19 protein-coding genes and 1 riboswitch are annotated in these 16,448 nt (G+C 53.2%); of the genes, 16 read left to right on the top strand and 3 right to left on the bottom strand.

The genetic code is table 11. From position 1 onward, the window contains the following. Positions 1 to 501: 501 nt before the first annotated feature. On the top strand, positions 502 to 699 hold the full coding sequence (locus V6D20_24620; GenBank protein ID HEY9818966.1) for a hypothetical protein: 198 nt from the start codon (positions 502 to 504) through the stop codon (positions 697 to 699). Here V6D20_24620 and V6D20_24615 read toward each other — a convergent pair. Together V6D20_24615 and V6D20_24610 are read right to left on the bottom strand one after the other, a co-directional pair. Then, the gene (locus V6D20_24615; protein ID HEY9818965.1) at positions 674 to 913 is read right to left on the bottom strand and encodes a hypothetical protein; all 240 of its coding nucleotides are present in this window, start codon (positions 911 to 913) and stop codon (positions 674 to 676) included. The two genes, V6D20_24620 and V6D20_24615, sit on opposite strands and share 26 nt — an antisense overlap. A gap of 107 nt (positions 914 to 1,020) precedes the next feature. Next, on the bottom strand, positions 1,021 to 1,218 hold the full coding sequence (locus tag V6D20_24610) for a hypothetical protein (GenBank protein HEY9818964.1): 198 nt from the start codon (positions 1,216 to 1,218) through the stop codon (positions 1,021 to 1,023). A 436-nt stretch (positions 1,219 to 1,654) separates the two neighbouring features. Further along, positions 1,655 to 1,736: riboswitch (Glutamine riboswitch) on the top strand. Between the two features lie 30 nt (positions 1,737 to 1,766). Here V6D20_24610 and V6D20_24605 point away from each other — a divergent pair. The 5 genes from V6D20_24605 (at position 1,767) to V6D20_24585 (ending at position 5,348) form a co-directional block, all read left to right on the top strand. After that, positions 1,767 to 1,895 (top strand): hypothetical protein, encoded by a 129-nt coding sequence (locus tag V6D20_24605; protein ID HEY9818963.1) that lies wholly within the window; start codon positions 1,767 to 1,769, stop codon positions 1,893 to 1,895. A 632-nt stretch (positions 1,896 to 2,527) separates the two neighbouring features. Beyond that, entirely contained in the window at positions 2,528 to 3,007 is a 480-nt protein-coding gene (locus V6D20_24600) for a hypothetical protein (protein HEY9818962.1), read from the top strand. Positions 3,008 to 3,164: 157 nt separating this feature from the next. Next, positions 3,165 to 4,001, top strand: a complete 837-nt coding sequence (gene rsmA / locus V6D20_24595) for a 16S rRNA (adenine(1518)-N(6)/adenine(1519)-N(6))-dimethyltransferase RsmA (GenBank protein ID HEY9818961.1) — start codon at positions 3,165 to 3,167, stop codon at positions 3,999 to 4,001. Positions 4,002 to 4,035: 34 nt separating this feature from the next. Continuing rightward, positions 4,036 to 4,989, top strand: a complete 954-nt coding sequence (gene ispE, locus V6D20_24590; protein HEY9818960.1) for a 4-(cytidine 5'-diphospho)-2-C-methyl-D-erythritol kinase — start codon at positions 4,036 to 4,038, stop codon at positions 4,987 to 4,989. A gap of 32 nt (positions 4,990 to 5,021) precedes the next feature. Beyond that, complete coding sequence (locus V6D20_24585; protein ID HEY9818959.1) at positions 5,022 to 5,348, top strand: DUF3082 domain-containing protein; 327 nt, start codon at positions 5,022 to 5,024, stop codon at positions 5,346 to 5,348. A 242-nt stretch (positions 5,349 to 5,590) separates the two neighbouring features. Here V6D20_24585 and V6D20_24580 read toward each other — a convergent pair whose 3' ends face one another. Then, positions 5,591 to 7,165 (bottom strand): SagB/ThcOx family dehydrogenase, encoded by a 1,575-nt coding sequence (locus V6D20_24580; protein HEY9818958.1) that lies wholly within the window; start codon positions 7,163 to 7,165, stop codon positions 5,591 to 5,593. Between the two features lie 200 nt (positions 7,166 to 7,365). Here V6D20_24580 and V6D20_24575 point away from each other — a divergent pair, with 200 nt between their 5' ends. The 10 genes from V6D20_24575 (at position 7,366) to gshA (ending at position 16,411) form a co-directional block, all read left to right on the top strand. Next, positions 7,366 to 7,812 (top strand): thioesterase family protein, encoded by a 447-nt coding sequence (locus V6D20_24575; protein HEY9818957.1) that lies wholly within the window; start codon positions 7,366 to 7,368, stop codon positions 7,810 to 7,812. 58 nt (positions 7,813 to 7,870) lie between these two features. Next, complete coding sequence (locus V6D20_24570) at positions 7,871 to 8,344, top strand: hypothetical protein (protein HEY9818956.1); 474 nt, start codon at positions 7,871 to 7,873, stop codon at positions 8,342 to 8,344. A 771-nt stretch (positions 8,345 to 9,115) separates the two neighbouring features. Beyond that, positions 9,116 to 11,158 (top strand): elongation factor G, encoded by a 2,043-nt coding sequence (locus V6D20_24565; protein HEY9818955.1) that lies wholly within the window; start codon positions 9,116 to 9,118, stop codon positions 11,156 to 11,158. A gap of 292 nt (positions 11,159 to 11,450) precedes the next feature. Further along, the gene (locus V6D20_24560) at positions 11,451 to 12,074 is read left to right on the top strand and encodes a hypothetical protein (protein ID HEY9818954.1); all 624 of its coding nucleotides are present in this window, start codon (positions 11,451 to 11,453) and stop codon (positions 12,072 to 12,074) included. A 39-nt stretch (positions 12,075 to 12,113) separates the two neighbouring features. Then, positions 12,114 to 12,944: a bifunctional hydroxymethylpyrimidine kinase/phosphomethylpyrimidine kinase gene (gene thiD / locus V6D20_24555; GenBank protein ID HEY9818953.1), complete on the top strand. Its 831-nt coding sequence runs from the start codon at positions 12,114 to 12,116 to the stop codon at positions 12,942 to 12,944. A 146-nt stretch (positions 12,945 to 13,090) separates the two neighbouring features. Beyond that, positions 13,091 to 13,570, top strand: coding sequence for a flavin reductase family protein (locus tag V6D20_24550; protein ID HEY9818952.1), 480 nt, complete (start codon positions 13,091 to 13,093; stop codon positions 13,568 to 13,570). A gap of 175 nt (positions 13,571 to 13,745) precedes the next feature. Then, on the top strand, positions 13,746 to 14,099 hold the full coding sequence (locus V6D20_24545; GenBank protein ID HEY9818951.1) for a phenylpyruvate tautomerase MIF-related protein: 354 nt from the start codon (positions 13,746 to 13,748) through the stop codon (positions 14,097 to 14,099). A gap of 51 nt (positions 14,100 to 14,150) precedes the next feature. Continuing rightward, the gene (locus tag V6D20_24540; GenBank protein HEY9818950.1) at positions 14,151 to 14,276 is read left to right on the top strand and encodes a hypothetical protein; all 126 of its coding nucleotides are present in this window, start codon (positions 14,151 to 14,153) and stop codon (positions 14,274 to 14,276) included. A gap of 140 nt (positions 14,277 to 14,416) precedes the next feature. Next, the gene (locus V6D20_24535) at positions 14,417 to 15,091 is read left to right on the top strand and encodes an HAD-IA family hydrolase (protein HEY9818949.1); all 675 of its coding nucleotides are present in this window, start codon (positions 14,417 to 14,419) and stop codon (positions 15,089 to 15,091) included. 180 nt (positions 15,092 to 15,271) lie between these two features. Further along, on the top strand, positions 15,272 to 16,411 hold the full coding sequence (gene gshA / locus V6D20_24530; protein HEY9818948.1) for a glutamate--cysteine ligase: 1,140 nt from the start codon (positions 15,272 to 15,274) through the stop codon (positions 16,409 to 16,411). The last annotated feature ends 37 nt before the right edge of the window (positions 16,412 to 16,448 follow it).

Below are 16,448 nucleotides of genomic sequence, written 5' to 3'. Positions count from 1 at the left end.
TGGGGCTAGTCAACGTTGCCGATCATTTGGGAGTAGAACCTAAGCGCGATCGCGCTTGTTTCAAGCATGACTCTTTTGGACTTTTCCTCAGTTGCAAGTCAAGGGTAGTTCCACAGAGAATTAGACAGAACGAGGGAGCATTGACCCTATTCGCAATTCACCTGCTAGGTAGAAAGTCTCATTAAAACCCATCATAAACTCTATCGTAAACTTTGATTTCAAGGTTGGGGATCAATTAAAGACAAGCGCTATTCTAATAACAAGGAGGTTAAAAACTCCTTTTCCAGAAACAGTTCAATATCAATAGATAGGAGGTCAATATCGATTTCCAGTTGAATTGGTTCCGGTTTAATCCAACAGCACCCAACCAGGTCGTTGATATTTCCTAGAGCTGCACAATAGAGAGGCTTGTTGACTACTAAAACACCTCTATGTAGACTCAACACTAAACAGGAAATCCCTCGATGTCGCCGTTCTGGGTGCTGTTGTTGTATGTATGGTATGGCGTCAATTCCGTTCGATCATCGAGCGATCGCCCATTTCTCTACAGGCGCGATCAAAAAAAACACCCCAGTGATCGCTGGGATGTTGAAGGAGAGTCGTCAGTTTGACGGATTAGGAAGTTTGGTTGAAGAAATTCGAAATTTAGACGTTCTTGGACGCTGCCTGGGCGTTATGCGCTGGGCAGGTTGCCGCTAGCATAGGCATCCATAGCGCCATAGCCAGGGGTGCGGGTGCTGTAGTCGGTTTCTTGACCCGTGACGGTGATAGCCACCATTTCGAAACCATCAGAACGCCAGTTGCGCTCGTGGATGGGCTTGGTTTGTTCACCACGGAAGTAGGCTTGGGTTCCGATCACCGCAACGGCGACCCAACCGATTAAGAACAATGCACCGAGAAGAAACATATCCATAGTTTGTATCCTTTGAAATGTTGAAGGGTTGACGTGAATTGAGTTTGGGCACTAGGCAAGGGAGTCACATATCCCACCATCGCTTGCCGAGCCCTTCCGATCGGGAGTTAAGCAAGTAGCCCCAGCTTTTTACCGTTGTCCCGCGCTTGGCGAATCCAGTTCTGCCGACGGGTGCGATCGATACCAAATTTGTTACAAAAGCGAGTGATGGCTTGCGAGTGAAGGGCGATCGCTTGACCACGAACCTTGATGAATTTGGGATCACCCATAACGCGGCGAACTAGGACAACAACTGGTGCAAACATGGCGCAACTCCTTTCAGGGATAGTAACAGTGAGCCTTTGAGAACCCGCCGTTGGGTGAGCGTAGAAACCTAGCTAGCATCATTAACTACGGTTCTACTGATTCGGGCGGGGCGGCTAGCGGGGTGTTGGTTCACCTTGCTGCCTCATGTAAATAAATGTAACAGCAAATGTTACGAAGTGTCAAGCAATGTTGCCTAAATTTTAGTGAGATGGTAAAAGCAGGTTGTCTAGAACCCGGATCTCAGGGCTGGAACCCGTGACCTATGGGGAAAAGTAGCCTCTTGGGCCTTGGCGTGCATCCTGGGGAGCGATCGCTCTCTATATATAGAAGGCTTGTGTCTATGCCCTAGGGGGGTAGATCAACGTATAAGCAAACCTTGACACATGGCATTGCATCTGCAGCGCAACTCTGTGATGATGAATACAGAAAGTAAATTTCGTTCATTCTCTTAGTCCTCACAAGGTCACGTTAGGCAAGAAGAGAACGGAAGTAGGGAGACATCCCGAAGGAACGCGCCTCCGTCCAACAATCCACAGGAGAGGCGACTATGATCACCACCGATTTGATGACAGGCTTAGAAGTTATTGCAGTTGTTACGATCGCAACCAGCTTGTTAGTTCCGCTGTTCTGCTGGGTGCTCTTCCACCCCTTGGCGACCCCATCAACTCTCCACTAGGGCCGCCCCTTCAAGATTGGATGACTATCATCCTCTAGTTCGAGACATGAGAACATAACGTCATTCTGCCCTGGGCTCGCTACGATCCCAGGGCTTTATTTTGTCCGGCAAAAAAATCAGCGTAGATGTATGGATAGCCCTACAACAGAAGCCAAGAAGGCTGAAAACTCTCTTCTTGGAAAATTTGCAGCCCAAGATGATTGGCAGGATCTTTCCTCGCGTAGATGAACTAGGAGTAACCTGCCTAAGATCAGCACCATGGCCGTGGAACTTAAGGATAAAATCTAAATAAGGTATGTATTAGGGCAGCGGGTTCAAAGCACCTCATTTTAATATCCTATTCCATCTGACTCAAGCTGTAAGGTAGGCTGATTGCTCCCCGATAGGTTCAGATCTTGGGTAGATAGATCAACCTATGGCCAAGCTGGCTGGGTGCGCGAACGCTAAGTTGGAATACTTAAAAAGGTAGCGATATTTTGACAGGAGGATTGGGCAGTCTAGATACAAGACTTCACCATCAGAGTTCAGCCCCCGGGACCTCGAACGTTCTCATAAACTAGCACATATCGTCAAACGGTTGAGTTTATCTTAATGCTACTCAAGGATACCAACCTATAGCCATCGTAACTGCAGTGGCGATCGCTATCAGTGCCAAGGTAGAACAATTGGCGATCGCATTAACATATCCAAAGGTCATGGAATTTATGGTCTCAACTCAAAAGCTTCAGATGCTTATTCTGCCTGCATTAATTTTGACGGCGCTAGGCATGCTACAAATCTTGTTTCCCCATGCTCTTGGCGCATATGTTATTGATATCCCTGAGAAAAGGGGTGGTTTCATCCTGCTAATTCTTGAAACGTTTCTTGTGTTGACATGGGGCAAAGTGGAAGGCACGATCTTAATTCTGATGGCGTTAGGACTCATGTCCCTATGTTTTCTTGGCCTCGACGATGAGCCAGAGCCAGAGCCGACGCTTAAAAGAAAAGCCACAGTTGTAGCAACAAAAACGGCTTGGGCAGCTGGAAAACAGTATTTTGTCCATCGCCGCTACAAAAGAAAATCCCTGCAAAATTTATCTGATGAGTCTGGCGATCGCTCCTCCGAAAATTGATTTTATAGAGAAGCGATCGCTCTTCTAAAAAATCGATTGGTCAAGCATGTATAAGCAGAACCATGACGACCATAGCGATGCTCCCTTGAGACCATGAATCAAGCTATAGTTGCGTGGGTCTTGGACGAGCGATCGCTCTCCGAGGTAGGATCACCAAATGAAACATGTCCCTCGGAAACAATTTGGTCAGCACTGGCTGCGCAGTGAGCGGGTGCTCAAACAGATTCTAGATGCCGCGCAGTTGACATCCAGCGATCGCGTCTTGGAGATTGGCCCAGGCACGGGTGTCTTGACGCGAAGTCTTTTGCAGCAGGCGGAAAGCGTTGTGGCGGTAGAAGTTGATTGGGATCTGGTGCGATCGCTGCGGCGACAGTTTCCGTCAACCAGCCAGCTTTTGTTAATCGAAGCAGATTTTCTGAACCTAGACTTGGCGGCAGCGATCGCTCCATCTGGGCAAGAACGTCCCAACAAAGTAGTGGCCAATATTCCCTACTACATCACCGGCCCGATCGTAGAACGGTTGCTGGGCACGATCGCCAAACCGACGGCTGTGCCCTACGAATCTATTGTGCTGCTCACCCAAAAAGAAGTGGCCCAGCGGCTTTGTGCCAAGCCCGGATCTCGTACCTTTGGCGCATTGTCGGTGCGGGTGCAGTATCTGGCCGACTGTGAGATGATCTGTACCGTGCCACCCTCCGCCTTCCAGCCGCCACCCAAGGTAGACTCCGCCGTGGTGCGGCTCGTCCCTCGTCCCTTCGAAGCCGTGGCCACCCTCCCCAAACACCTAGAGATGATCGTCAAGCTAGGCTTTGCCACCAAGCGGAAGATGTTGCGAAATAATCTGAAATCCATCGTCGATCGCGATCGCTTGGGTCATTTGCTGGAACAATTGAAAGTATCCCCTCAGGCGCGGGCAGAGGAACTAGGGGTTGCCCAATGGGTGGCGCTCAGCAATGTGCTATCCCAAGAAGCGATCGCTCCCTCCTCGGAATGAATGCGCCCTGTTCTCTGATCGTGATGTAACTTCCATGCAGTCCTATACACTGTACGCTCCGGGCAAAATTAATCTATATCTGGAAATTATTGGCGATCGCCCGGATGGGTTCCATGAGATGGCCATGATTCTCCAAAGCATTGGGTTAAGCGATCGGGTACATCTAAAATCCATTGGCGTTGACCAAATCCGGGTGACCTGCAATCATCCCCTGGTGCCCAATGACTCTAGCAACCTAGCCTACCGAGCGGCTGCTTTAATGGCAGACCAATTTCCCGACGTCTTTCAGCGCTATGGCGGCGTAGCGATTACGATCGATAAACACATTCCCGTGGGCGCTGGGCTAGCCGGTGGCTCCACCAATGGTGCAGCGGTGCTGGTGGGGTTGGATTTGATGTGGAACTTGGGGCTAACGCAGTCGGAGCTACAAGAGCTAGGCGCACAGCTCGGTTCAGATGTACCGTTTTGTATTGCTGGCGGCACCGCGATCGCCACGGGACGCGGGGAAATCCTATCGCCCTTGCCTAGTCTAGATTGCCTGCATTTGGTGCTTGGTAAATATCGCAACCTGAGCATTTCCACCCCCTGGGCCTACAAAACCTATCGTCAGCAGTTTAGCCACACCTACGTGTCTGAATCTGACGGCATTCAAGGGCGGCAGCAGCGAGTGCATTCTGGGCCCATGGTGGCAGCGATCGCCTCCCGTAACCCAGAAGAGGTAGGTAAACTGTTACATAATGATCTGGAAAAAGTGGCCCTACCGGCCCATAGCGTTATTAGCGACTTGAAAGCCGCCTTTGCTGCCTGTAATCCGCTCGGGGTGATGATGTCCGGCTCTGGGCCCACGGTATTTGCGATCGCCCAATCCGCTGACCATGCGGCTCAAATCCAGACCAACGTCCGGGCTAGCCTGCCCGATCCCAATCTAGAGCTGTGGGTGACCCAATCCACTGCCAGCGGCATCCATATCGCCTATCCGGGTGCCTAATTGCTATTGTGCTGAGCCATGAGGAACTGATTATGTCATCCGATCCCAAACCGCCAACATCCAGCTCCATCGATACGCCACCCACGCCCCTACGGTGCCTCACCGGGGCGGCAGTATCTGGCGGCTTAGGGACGGCGCTCTATTTCCTCACCCGCTCGATTATCGATACCTTTGCCCACAAGCCAGTCCCCACCGGCAGCCCCTTCGCAACCAATATCGCCATTGCCGTGCGTACCCTCGTCATGGGGCTCAGTACCTTGGTGACGGCCCTATTTGCGATCGCTACCCTAGGACTCATTGCCCTCGCTATCCAGTTGTTGATTCAAAACGGGCGATCGCCCCAAACTGGTGAAGATTAACGCTCTCATTACAAATCTAGCTACGAAACTCACTGAAAATCTGCTTTCCTATTTATTCGTAGAATGCGTATAGCCTTCGGCATGGCTTCGCTAGAGCGATAGCGTAACGCATAAAGCTTTGCGGGACAGTGCGTTACGGCTTCGCCTAACACACGCTACAGCTTTCCTCTGAGCGTGAATCGAATAGATACACAAGTCTTATCTCATCAGAGGCTAAGCGATCGCTTTCATCTGACCTGATCTTACTTCGGGCGTCCCAGAGTGGTGATATACAGCACCGCTTCATCAGCGGGAATGCCCAACACTTCATTCACCGAATCATCAAAGAAGCCAGCAATACCGCTTACCCCTAGACCAAGGCGAATGGCACCCAGGTTCAGACGCTGGCCTAGATGGCCGGCATCCATGTGCAGGTAGCGATAGACGCGATCGCCATACCGAGCGATCGCCCGTTCTAGGTCAGCGGTATGGAACACCACCGCCGCCGCGTCGCGCCCGAGATCTTGCCCAAGGCAGAGGTAATGCAGCTCTCGCCGAAAGTTTTTGAAGCGAATTTGTCGCAGTTCTTCGGCATTGGGAGCGTAGTAGTAGCAGCCTTCTTCCAGTCCATCCACCCCAGATACGGCCACAAAGGTCTCAATCAGGCTGAGGTCGAAATAGTCGGGCTGGCGATCGAAGCTTTGGTCGATGTAGTGCTGGGGTTGGTAGGTGAAATCGAGCAGCGCCCGCAGCTCGTCAAGGGTGAGGTCAGCTCCGCTGTAGGCGCGGGTGGAACGGCGCTTGAGCATGGTGGTCTCTAGGTCAGCGAGGCGATCGCCCCATTGAATCGGCTCAGACACCGTAGACACCTTCAAGCAAAAGGGAAAGTTGTATTTATCGGGAACGGGTTCGGCAGGCGGGGCTATGGGTTCGGGCTGCACCGGACGGGAGGGGCCAATCAACACTCGCTTAGTGGGTGGAGCGGGCTCGGGATGAATCTGGGTGGCTTGGTGCAAATAGCCCAGGAGGTCACCCTCCGAAATTTTAGGATAGTCGCTATGGGTTTTAGACGGCAGGGCCGTGGCAGCGATCGGGAGATTTTGCTGCACGTCTAGCAGATCGGCAAGGGGAATGACGGCTGTTGCGCCTTCCTCGTCTGAGTTGAGATACATCAGTTGATTAACGGCTTCATCCACAAAGCCACCAATCAAATGGGGTCGATAGTCATTGAGAGCGCAGGCTAGTTCAATATTGCCCAGCAGATGCCCCGTATCCAAGAAAATGCGTCGATAGGCCCGAGCTTGGTAGCGCCAGGCCGATCGGAAAAAGACCGCCGTGGTGACCAAGGCCATCTGGGTTTGCTGGAGGGCAGAATGCCATAGACAAGCATCCTGCAGCCCTGACCACACCTCACTATCCCAAAAATGTAGCAGGGAATGCGATCGCGGCTGATAGTTATACAGTCCCGCTGACAAGAGAGGCGTCCCTCGGGAGATCAGGTAGAGTTCCGCCGGATAGAGACCACCGGCCGAGGGAGCCGACCGAAAATAGATTGGATCGCCGCTCATGGTCACCATCTTCACCGTTAGCCCATAGCTGCAGAGAAACAGCCGAGACAGCCGCCGCCAGGCTTGGTGGGTGGCATCGGTTGGGTCAAACTCGTCGGTTAGGTAGAGTTTGAGATCCACGGAGGTGCCTAGCTTATAGTCCTTGAACGGAACCGGCTGCTGATTCCAGTCTAAGGGCTGAGATTTGGCGGCGATAGTATCGGGGTCATACTTGGTGCGTTCGTGATAATGGCGAGCGATAGACGGTTGAGAGTCTGGCGTAGCTGGCATAAAAGGACTCACCTGCGGTCGTTGAGGATGCGATTAGTTTGATCTTGACACGCCCAATCGTAGAATGTCCGAATGGTGACCTGATGTATCACAGGGCAGAATTCAGCCATCTACCCTGACCTTAGCGAATAGATCGGGCGATCGCCCACAGAGCTTTTCCCATTGTTGTTGCCTATCCCCATCCTGAATCGATTGAACCTATGTCTTATACCTATCGCCGCACCGTCCGATTTCGTGAGACTGATGCTGCAGGCGTCGTGTACTTTGCCAATGTATTAGCCATGTGCCACGATGCCTACGAAGCATCCCTGGCCGAGGCTGGCATTGACCTCCCCGCCTTCTTTTGCTATCCCAAGGTGGCATTTCCCATCACCAATGCCACGGTTGATTTTTTCCAGCCGATGTTTTGTGGCGATCGCCAAATCATTCAGCTTAGCCCGCGACAACTGGGCAGCAGCGAGTTTGAAACACTTTACGAAATCTTCATCGATCCTGGCGAAGAACCCGCTCCCATGACCTGCGTGGCCCGGGCCAGCACCCGTCATGTGTGCATCAATGCGATCGCCCGTGCCAAGGCTAGCCTGCCACCGGAAGTGCTGCAATGGCTACGACGCTGGGGTAAGGTCTTAGACGAAGACTTGCTCTAGCAGATCTACCTTGCTCTGACAGCCCCTCACCGATGCCCGCCGTCTCCCCCGATACCCCATGAGCAGCAGCGTCGATCGCTTTATTCAGCTCGCCCTCAGCAGCCTCCGCCGCACCGTCACGGAGGCAGTACAGCAATGGTTTGACCACCATCCCCTCATGGCTTGGTTTCTGGGGCATCCTTGGGTATCCGTAGCGCTGCTAGGCATCACGGTCATCCTCCTCTGGGGGTTGCTAGGGGCGATCGCTCGTCTGGCTCAATATGCTTGGATCAGCGCCCTGCGGCTACCAATTTGGCTAGGCTGGTGGATCATTCTACGGTTAGGACGCTTTCTACAGTCTCAGTGGATCACCTCCGTTGCCCGCCAACAGTTGGACGCCGACTCTCCCCAGCAGCGCCTCACCGATATCGCCCAACGCCTCGATGCCCTGCGGGCAGAACAGGACGCCCTGCTCACAGAAGTGCGATCGCTCCTCGATCAACTTCCCCCCATGCCCAACCTGCCCCCCAGCAACGACAAAAGCAGCGATTAACTCCACCAAGGTCTTGATCAATGACTCAATTCACCATGGTGTAGCGTGCTGTTAGGCGAAGCCGTAACGCACCTGTAGCTGAGCAATCACTCACGGCCATCGCCCCCAAGATCAAGTCACTGTATAAACTTTCCTTGCTGCTTTTTGAGCAGTGTTTAGCAACAGGTTAATCTAAGAATAAGCAGTTAGAGACATTTCGAGGTTTAGTCACGCTTCAAAGTACGAAATTGTCATCGGTGCCTACTCAAAAAGCGATCGCATCACTGTATCAATTCCGTCACTAATCTATAGAAAATATGACGGAATAAAACATACCGTGATAGCCCGTTTTTTGAACCTTGCAGGAGCTATCTATCCCAGCAACATCCACATCCCAATAGGCTCTTTAGTTCTCTAGAATTCCTGCAATGCAGATGATATCAAAGGATAGAGATCACAAATCTGATCATCATTCAGAAGGCGATCGCCCTCCGCTATTCAACCGTTGAAGTAGGTTTATAGCACCTTAGATCAACAGGTATCACCCTAGAAAACATCCAAAACTTTTAATATCTGTTGAGTCGAATATCTCGTAGTCTGAACTGTAATAAAGCCCGTCTTCTCTAATTGTATTCGTTCATTAATCATGCTAAACGCGAACAATTAACATTCCAAACATTCGTGAAACTTTATGACTATTTATGGCAGTCATGGGGTAACCACAGCTAAGGAATAAGACCATTGCTCAGCGCTTAGTACGTTACTTTGATTCCATAAAGGAGTGAGCGTCGTATGAGTGGCAATGTAGTATCTGGCTCACGAAATGTGGCGATTGTGGGGCCCTATTTGAGCGGTAAAACCACCCTGCTCGAAAGTATTCTTTCGGTGACGGGAGCCATCTCCCGCAAAGGGAGTATCAAGGACGGTAATACCGTTGGCGATGCAACCCCCGAAGCCCGCGATCGCCAGATGAGTGTGGAGGTGAATGCTGCCAGTACTGAGTACAGCGGTATTCATTTTACGTTTGTGGATTGTCCAGGGTCGATTGAATTTGCCCAGGAAGCCTACAATGCGCTGATTGGCGTTGATGCAGCCATTGTGGTGTGTGAACCGGACAGCGATCGCGTCTTGACCTTGGCTGCCCTGTTTCAATTCTTGGATGACTGGGAAATTCCTCACCTGTTGTTCATCAACAAAATTGATAAGGCCCATGCAGGGTTTTCCGATCTGCTCAACGCCCTCCAAACCGTTTCAACCCGGCCCCTCGTGCTGCACCAATATCCCATCGGTCAAGGAGCTGCCACCGCTGGCTTCATTGACTTGGTGACCGAGCAAGCCTACCACTACCACCCCGGAGCCCCAGCCGATCCCGTTCCCTTGCCCGACGACTTAAAAGAGCAAGAGCATCTAGCCCGCCAAGACATGCTGGAAACCTTGGCAGACTTTGATGATCATCTGCTGGAAGAACTTCTAGAAGAGGTCAATCCCCCTGCTGATGAAATTTGGAGTGATCTGAAGCTAGAGCTTGGGGCAGATTTAATCGTGCCGGTGTTTGTGGGCGTTGCCGATCAAGATTATGGCGTGCGTCCCCTCCTCGATGCCCTCGTGCGCGAAACCCCCGAACCCTCGGTTGCGGCCGCCCGTCATCCTGTTGGGTCGGCGGACGACATCCCCGTCGCCCAAGTCCTCAAAACCTACTACACCCAGCAAGGCGGCAAGCTCTCCCTCGTGCGCGTCTGGCAGGGGACGTTTCAAGATGGAGCGATCGTTAACGGTACACGATTAGGCGGCATCTATAGCCTCATGGGGCAGCAGCAAACACCCTTGCAGGTGGCCGAGGCTGGCTCGATTGTGGCCATGGGTCGCCTGGATGGCATTAGCACTGGCGATACCCTGAGCACCGATGCCTCCGTTACCGCTCTACCTCAGGCTGAGCATTTGATGCCGGTCTATGCCTTGGCGATCGCTCCCGAACGCCGCAGCGATGAAGTCAAACTCAGCACAGCGCTTAGTAAGCTGATGGACGAAGATCCAGCGATCGCCTGGGAACAGCACGGCGACACCCACGAGGTGATTCTCTGGGGGCAGGGCGAAATTCATCTCCAGGTGTCCCTCGATCGCTTGGGCCGTAAGCATAATCTGCCCATGACCACCCACGCACCTCAAGTGCCCTACAAGGAAACCATCAAGCAGGCAACCCAGTCTATCCATGGACGCTATAAGCATCAAACGGGTGGCCATGGGCAGTTTGGCGATGTCTATCTCGACATTCGTCCCCTCGATCGCGGGGCAGGCTTCCAGTTCAAGGAAACCATTGTGGGCGGCGTCGTGCCCAAGCAATATATTCCCGGTGTGGAAATGGGCGTGCGGGAATTCCTCAGCCAGGGCCCTCTGGGCTTCCCGGTGGTGGATGTGTCGGTGACGCTCACCAATGGCTCCTACCACGCAGTAGATAGCTCGGAGCAAGCCTTTAAGCAAGCGGCCCGCATCGCCATGCAGGATGGCTTGCAGCAATGCCAGCCCTCGCTGCTGGAGCCGATTCTATCCATGGTGATATCAGTGCCCAACAGCTACACCTCCAACGTGCTGCGGCTCGTGAGCACCCGCCGGGGGCAGATTCTCGGCTATGCTAGCAAACCCAACTGGCGCGACTGGGATGAAGTAACCGCCTACCTACCGCAGTCGGAGATGCAGGATCTGATCGTCGAGCTGCGATCGCTGACCATGGGGGTTGGGTTCTTCCAGTGGCAGTACGACCATCTGCAAGACGTACCCGAAAAGCTCATGGAGCAAATGATTGCCCGCAGCCAAGAGGCTGCCAACGGCAAACGTTAACGGCTATAGCCATAGTTCATAAGCCATAGTTCATGAGCCATAGTCATATGAGTTAGGACATCAAAACAACCTAGAGCCACTCCAACGCTCAAACGTTCATCTAGAACCTGTCTCAAGCAACCTGACTCTAGCTATGCATCACCATAGGTCGCCCATCGAGCGATCGCACTACACCGCTGGAGCATCTCAAACTCTGGCGGTGTTATTCTGGCGGTGTCTTCACGAATGTAGCTAAGTTCGCTACCTTAAATAAGCGTCTGTTTACCAAACGTCTGTTTACCAGTTGACCACCATGCCCCTAACCTGTCATCAGCTCATCACCCTTCATCCCCAAGCCTGGGACTCAGCCACGGTGCATCCTTTTCTGGATCAATGCGCTAATAGCACCATCCAAACGCAACAGTTTCATACCTGGCTGGTGCAAGATTATTTATTTGTGGTGGACTTTACCCGCATGGCAGCGCGGCTCTTGGCGATCGCTCCCGTCGAGCACTATGATGTCTTGCTGAGCGGCATGATTGCCCTCAAAGACGAGCTTCAGTGGTTTCGTGCCAAGGCCCAAGAACGACGGCTAGAACTAGACGTGCGCCCCCAAGCCACCTGCACCGAATATTGCGCCTACATGGGCAGCCTCGCCGATGCGCCCTACGCCGTGCAGGCCACGGCCTTCTGGGCTATTGAACTAGCCTATAATCAAGGCTGGCAAAAACCCGGAGCCATGGATGCACCCTACGCAGAATTTGCAGAGCGCTGGGGTAATCCAGGCTTCACCGCCTATGTGAACCAGTTAGAACAGCAAGCCGACCAAGCCCTAGCCACCGCCCCCGACCAAGCCCAACAACAGGCAGAATCTGTTTTTCTAAAAATCACCCGCCTAGAGCGCGATTTTTGGCAGATGGCCTTCAACGCCGCGTAGTTTTGGCAGCACAGGAGCCCCCATCAACCCATGATCGCGATGAACGTCCCATCTGTCCCAGTTGCGCTCACCATTGCCGGATCGGATAGCGGCGGTGGAGCTGGCATTCAGGCTGATCTGCGCACCTTCGCCATGCACAAAGTCCACGGCACCAGCGCCCTCACCTGCGTCACGGCCCAGAATACCCTCGGGGTGACCCGCGTGGATGCCTTGCCGCCGGAAGCGATCGCTGCCCAGATGCAGGCGGTGAGAGATGATATTGGCCTTCACGCCGCCAAGACAGGAATGCTGCTGAATATCGGCATTATTGAACAGGTCGCCCAATGTCTAGAAGCCTGGCAGCTAGAGCGCTTAGTAGTCGATCCAGTCATGGTATCGCGCACCGGAGCCCAGTTGATCGACGATGATGCGATCGCCTGCCTACGATCGCGCCTGATTCCCCTAGCCGCCGTGTTGACCCCCAATCGCTACGAAGCTCAGATCCTCAGCGGTCTTGAGATCCAAACCCTGTCGGACATGAAAGCTGCTGCTGAGCTGATTTATGGACTCGGGGCCAAGGCTGTGCTGGTGAAAGGAGGCAGCATGGACGCAGAGCTGCGCGGTGTGGATGTATTGTTCGACGGCGATCGCCTGCAGATTTTACGCACCCAACAGATCCAAACCCAAGACACCCACGGCACCGGCTGCACCCTCTCCGCAGCGATCGCCGCCAACCTGGCTCTAGGGCATGGGCTCAATACCGCCGTGCGCCTAGCGAAAGACTACGTCACCACTGCGCTGCACTATTCCCTACGCCTAGGTCAGGGCCAGGGGCCCGTTGGGCATTTCTTCCCGCTGCTTAGCCCTGTCATCCCATCGGAACATCCCTAAGCACCCCGCGTGGCCCTAAGCTGTCCTAAACTGACAATAATTGTGAACCTTACTTGTGAACCTGACTGGCACCCAGTCTGAAACACCCTTAGGGGCAACATCAGGGGCACAGTCAGGCTCGGTATACCCCCTAGGAGGAGATCTTCGTGCTCGACGAACAGGCCAAGAAAACTATGCTTCGCAAAATCCCCCACGGGCTTTATGTCTGCGGAGTCAAGGATGGCGATGAGGTCAACGGCTTCACGGCAAGCTGGGTGATGCAAGCCTCGTTTCAGCCGCCCTTGGTGGTCAACTGCGTGAAAAATGATTCTGGCTCCCACGCCATGATCAAAAGCAGCCAAGTCTTTGCCCTAAGTGTGTTGGAAGAAGGGCAAAAGTCCATGGCTCAAACCTTCTTTAAGCCCCAACGACGGGTTGGCAACAAGTTTGAAGAGGTAGAGTTTTACCTCGGAGAAACCGGCTGCCCGATCATTACCGACTCCCTCGGCTATGTAGAATGCCGCGTTGTTGGTGCTGTGGAGCATGGCGACCACACCGTATTTGTGGGAGAAGTGATCGCCGCTGGCGTTCACCGAGAAGGCAATCCGCTCCTTCTAGAAAGCACCGGCTGGCAATATGGCGGATAGGACAGTCTCGATCTACTGGTGCAGTCTACTTGTACGGTAGATCGAGGTGTGCGTAGGTTGGGTCAAGCATCGAGCACGATCCAACCCCCGCCCATCGGTTCAGCTTGTCAAGTTACCATGGCTTGGCAGATGATCCCCACGATAAATCGACGTTTGACGTGATCACCCTTGACCTATGCCCTTCATCAAAGTTCAAACTTCCATTCCCGCCCCTGATGCGGCCACGGTTGACGCCCTGCTGAAGGATCTATCCGTTAGCTTGGCCAAGCATTTGGGTAAACCCGAGTCCTACGTGATGACTGCCTTTCAGCCCGACATCGCCATGACCTTTGGGGGCACCACCCAACCCACCTGCTATATCGAAATTAAAAGTGTGGGCACCATGGGAGGCGATCGCACCCGCGCCATGAGCCAAGATTTTTGCGCCAAGATCCATACTGCCTTGGGCATCCCAGCCAATCGCACCTACATCGAATTTGCTGACGCCCCAGGAGCCATGTGGGGATGGAATGGTTCCACCTTTGGCTAGGCACGTTAAGAGACGTTATCAATAAGACAACCACTAAATCATGATTTCGCTATGCTGAAAGCAGGCTTGTCCGTTCAGCACGTTTTAATCAACCTGCTTTTTGATCATGGTGTGATGACGTTTGATGAATACGGACAGGTACCCCTTGCCCAAATCAGCGCCATGCTGCATCTCTAGCAATCTGCTAAATAGGCAGTGACGTATAGATAGTAGGGAATGGGTTCTCAACGAGCACCTGTATCACCTGGTTTCGACTTATCAGGAGCTGAGCACAGTTGCGATCGCCCTGATCCGTATTTCATTTCTCTTAGGTATCTATGTTAAAAGCCCTCCTATTTGATCTTGATGGAACCTTAACCCACAGTGATCCGGTGCATTTTGAGACTTGGGCAGAGTTGCTAAAGGGCTATGGCTTAACCATCAACCTGGATTTTTATAAAGTACATTTCAACGGCCGTCTGAATGAACATATCATCCAAGACCTGTTGCCCCAACTGTCTGTAGATGAAGGTATTCAGCTTAGCCGCTATAAAGAAGCTGAGTTTCGCCGCCGTGCGGCCACGGTTCTCCGTCCCCTGGCCGGTCTAGATGTGCTGCTGCCCTGGATGAACCAGCGTGCCCTCAAGCGAGCTGTGGTCACCAATGCTCCCCGAGATAATGCTTACTTCATCCTGCAAACGCTGAATTTTGACGACATCTTTCCGGTGGTGATTTTGGGTGAAGAATTGGAGCGCGGCAAGCCCGACCCCCTACCCTATACTTTTGCCCTCGATGGTCTCGATATTGCCCCGGAGGAAGCGATCGTGTTTGAAGACTCGCCCTCCGGTGTGCAGTCCGCCGTCGCAGCCGGTATTCCCACCGTCGGCATTGCCTCCAGCCAACCGCCAGAGATTCTCTACCAAGCCGGAGCTACCCTGGTTGTGTCAGACTTCAGCGATCGCCGCCTGTTTGAGCAACTCCTAGAACCGACAGAACCCTTGCTTTCTGTATAAAATCAGCCCGTTTCTCTGGATCCCCTCATCTAGCAGTCGTGGCCATACCGGATAATAGAATCATTGGTAAGCCCGTGGGCATTGCCAAGCATCACCGTGGGACAAGGCTACACCAAGATCTTCAGCCGCCTAAACAACACCCCACGGGTATTCATCCCTGTGCAATGAAGGAGAACGACCGTGCTACTATCCAAAGGCTTTGAAGTTGAGATGTACACGGGCACCCCCGAGGGGGAGATTGTGGGACTCTCGGATAAGATTACCGCAGCCCTCCATGGCTTCGTCCGCGAACCCGATAGCCGTAATGTGGAATATACCACTCCCCCCCTCTACAGCTACGATCGCCTCCTGTGTAACCTGGTGCGCCCCCGCCGCGACCTGCGCGCCTACCTGCAAACCTTAGGAAACTACACCATCCACCCCGGCAGCACCCTCTCCCTCGGCGATAGCCAACAATTTTGGCGCTCCGACCCCACCAATCCCTACCACGACTACATCGAACAGACCTATGGGGCCACGGTGGTCACCGCCAGCATCCATATCAATATCGGCATCGAGGATCCAGAGATGCTGATGCGGGCCTGTCGCCTAGTGCGATTAGAAGCACCGCTATTTCTGGCCCTAAGCGCATCGTCGCCCTTTTTAGATGGTCAGGTGACCGGTGCCCACTCGCGCCGCTGGAGCGTTTTCCCTAAAACTCCCGCCCAGGTACCGCTGTTTAGCAGTCATGACCATTTCATTCAATGGACGGAGGAACAGTTGGTGCTCGGCACGATGCAAAATGTGCGCCACCTGTGGTCATCCGTGCGCCCCAATGGCGATCGCCGTCCCTATAATCTCAACCGTCTAGAGCTACGCATCTGTGACCTCGTATCTGACCCGATCGCTCTCTTAGCCATCACCGCCTTCCTGGAAGCTCGGCTGATGCAGCTTTTTGACCAGCCCGACCTCGATCCCCTGGTGAGCAGTAGCCTATCTATCGAAGAACTGGGGGCGATCGCTGATGATAATGAACAAGCTGCCGCCTACCACAGCCTCGATGCCGAACTGCGCCACTGGCAAGATGGCCGCACCATCATCGCCCGCGATTGGATTGAGGAACTCTACCCAGAACTATGGGCGATCGCCAAGTCTCGGGGCTTTAGCTGCTTTTTATCTCCTCTGAAGAAAATTCTCCGGGAGGGGAATGAAGCCCAGCGCTGGCTAGCGGCCTATGAGCAAGGACAGGATATCCGCACGATCATCCAGCAAGGTATTCAAGACATGAGCGATCGGGAAGCGATGCTGGAAGAACAAATCTGTCAGGGCATTGCCGCATAGTTGACCTGGATAAACTAGACATGACAAGGTTAGGAGT

This window comes from Candidatus Obscuribacterales bacterium, assembly GCA_036703605.1.
GTDB lineage: Bacteria > Cyanobacteriota > Cyanobacteriia > RECH01 > RECH01 > RECH01.
The sequence above is the reverse complement of the archived record's forward strand: the minus strand, read 5'-3'. Positions and strand labels throughout refer to the sequence as shown.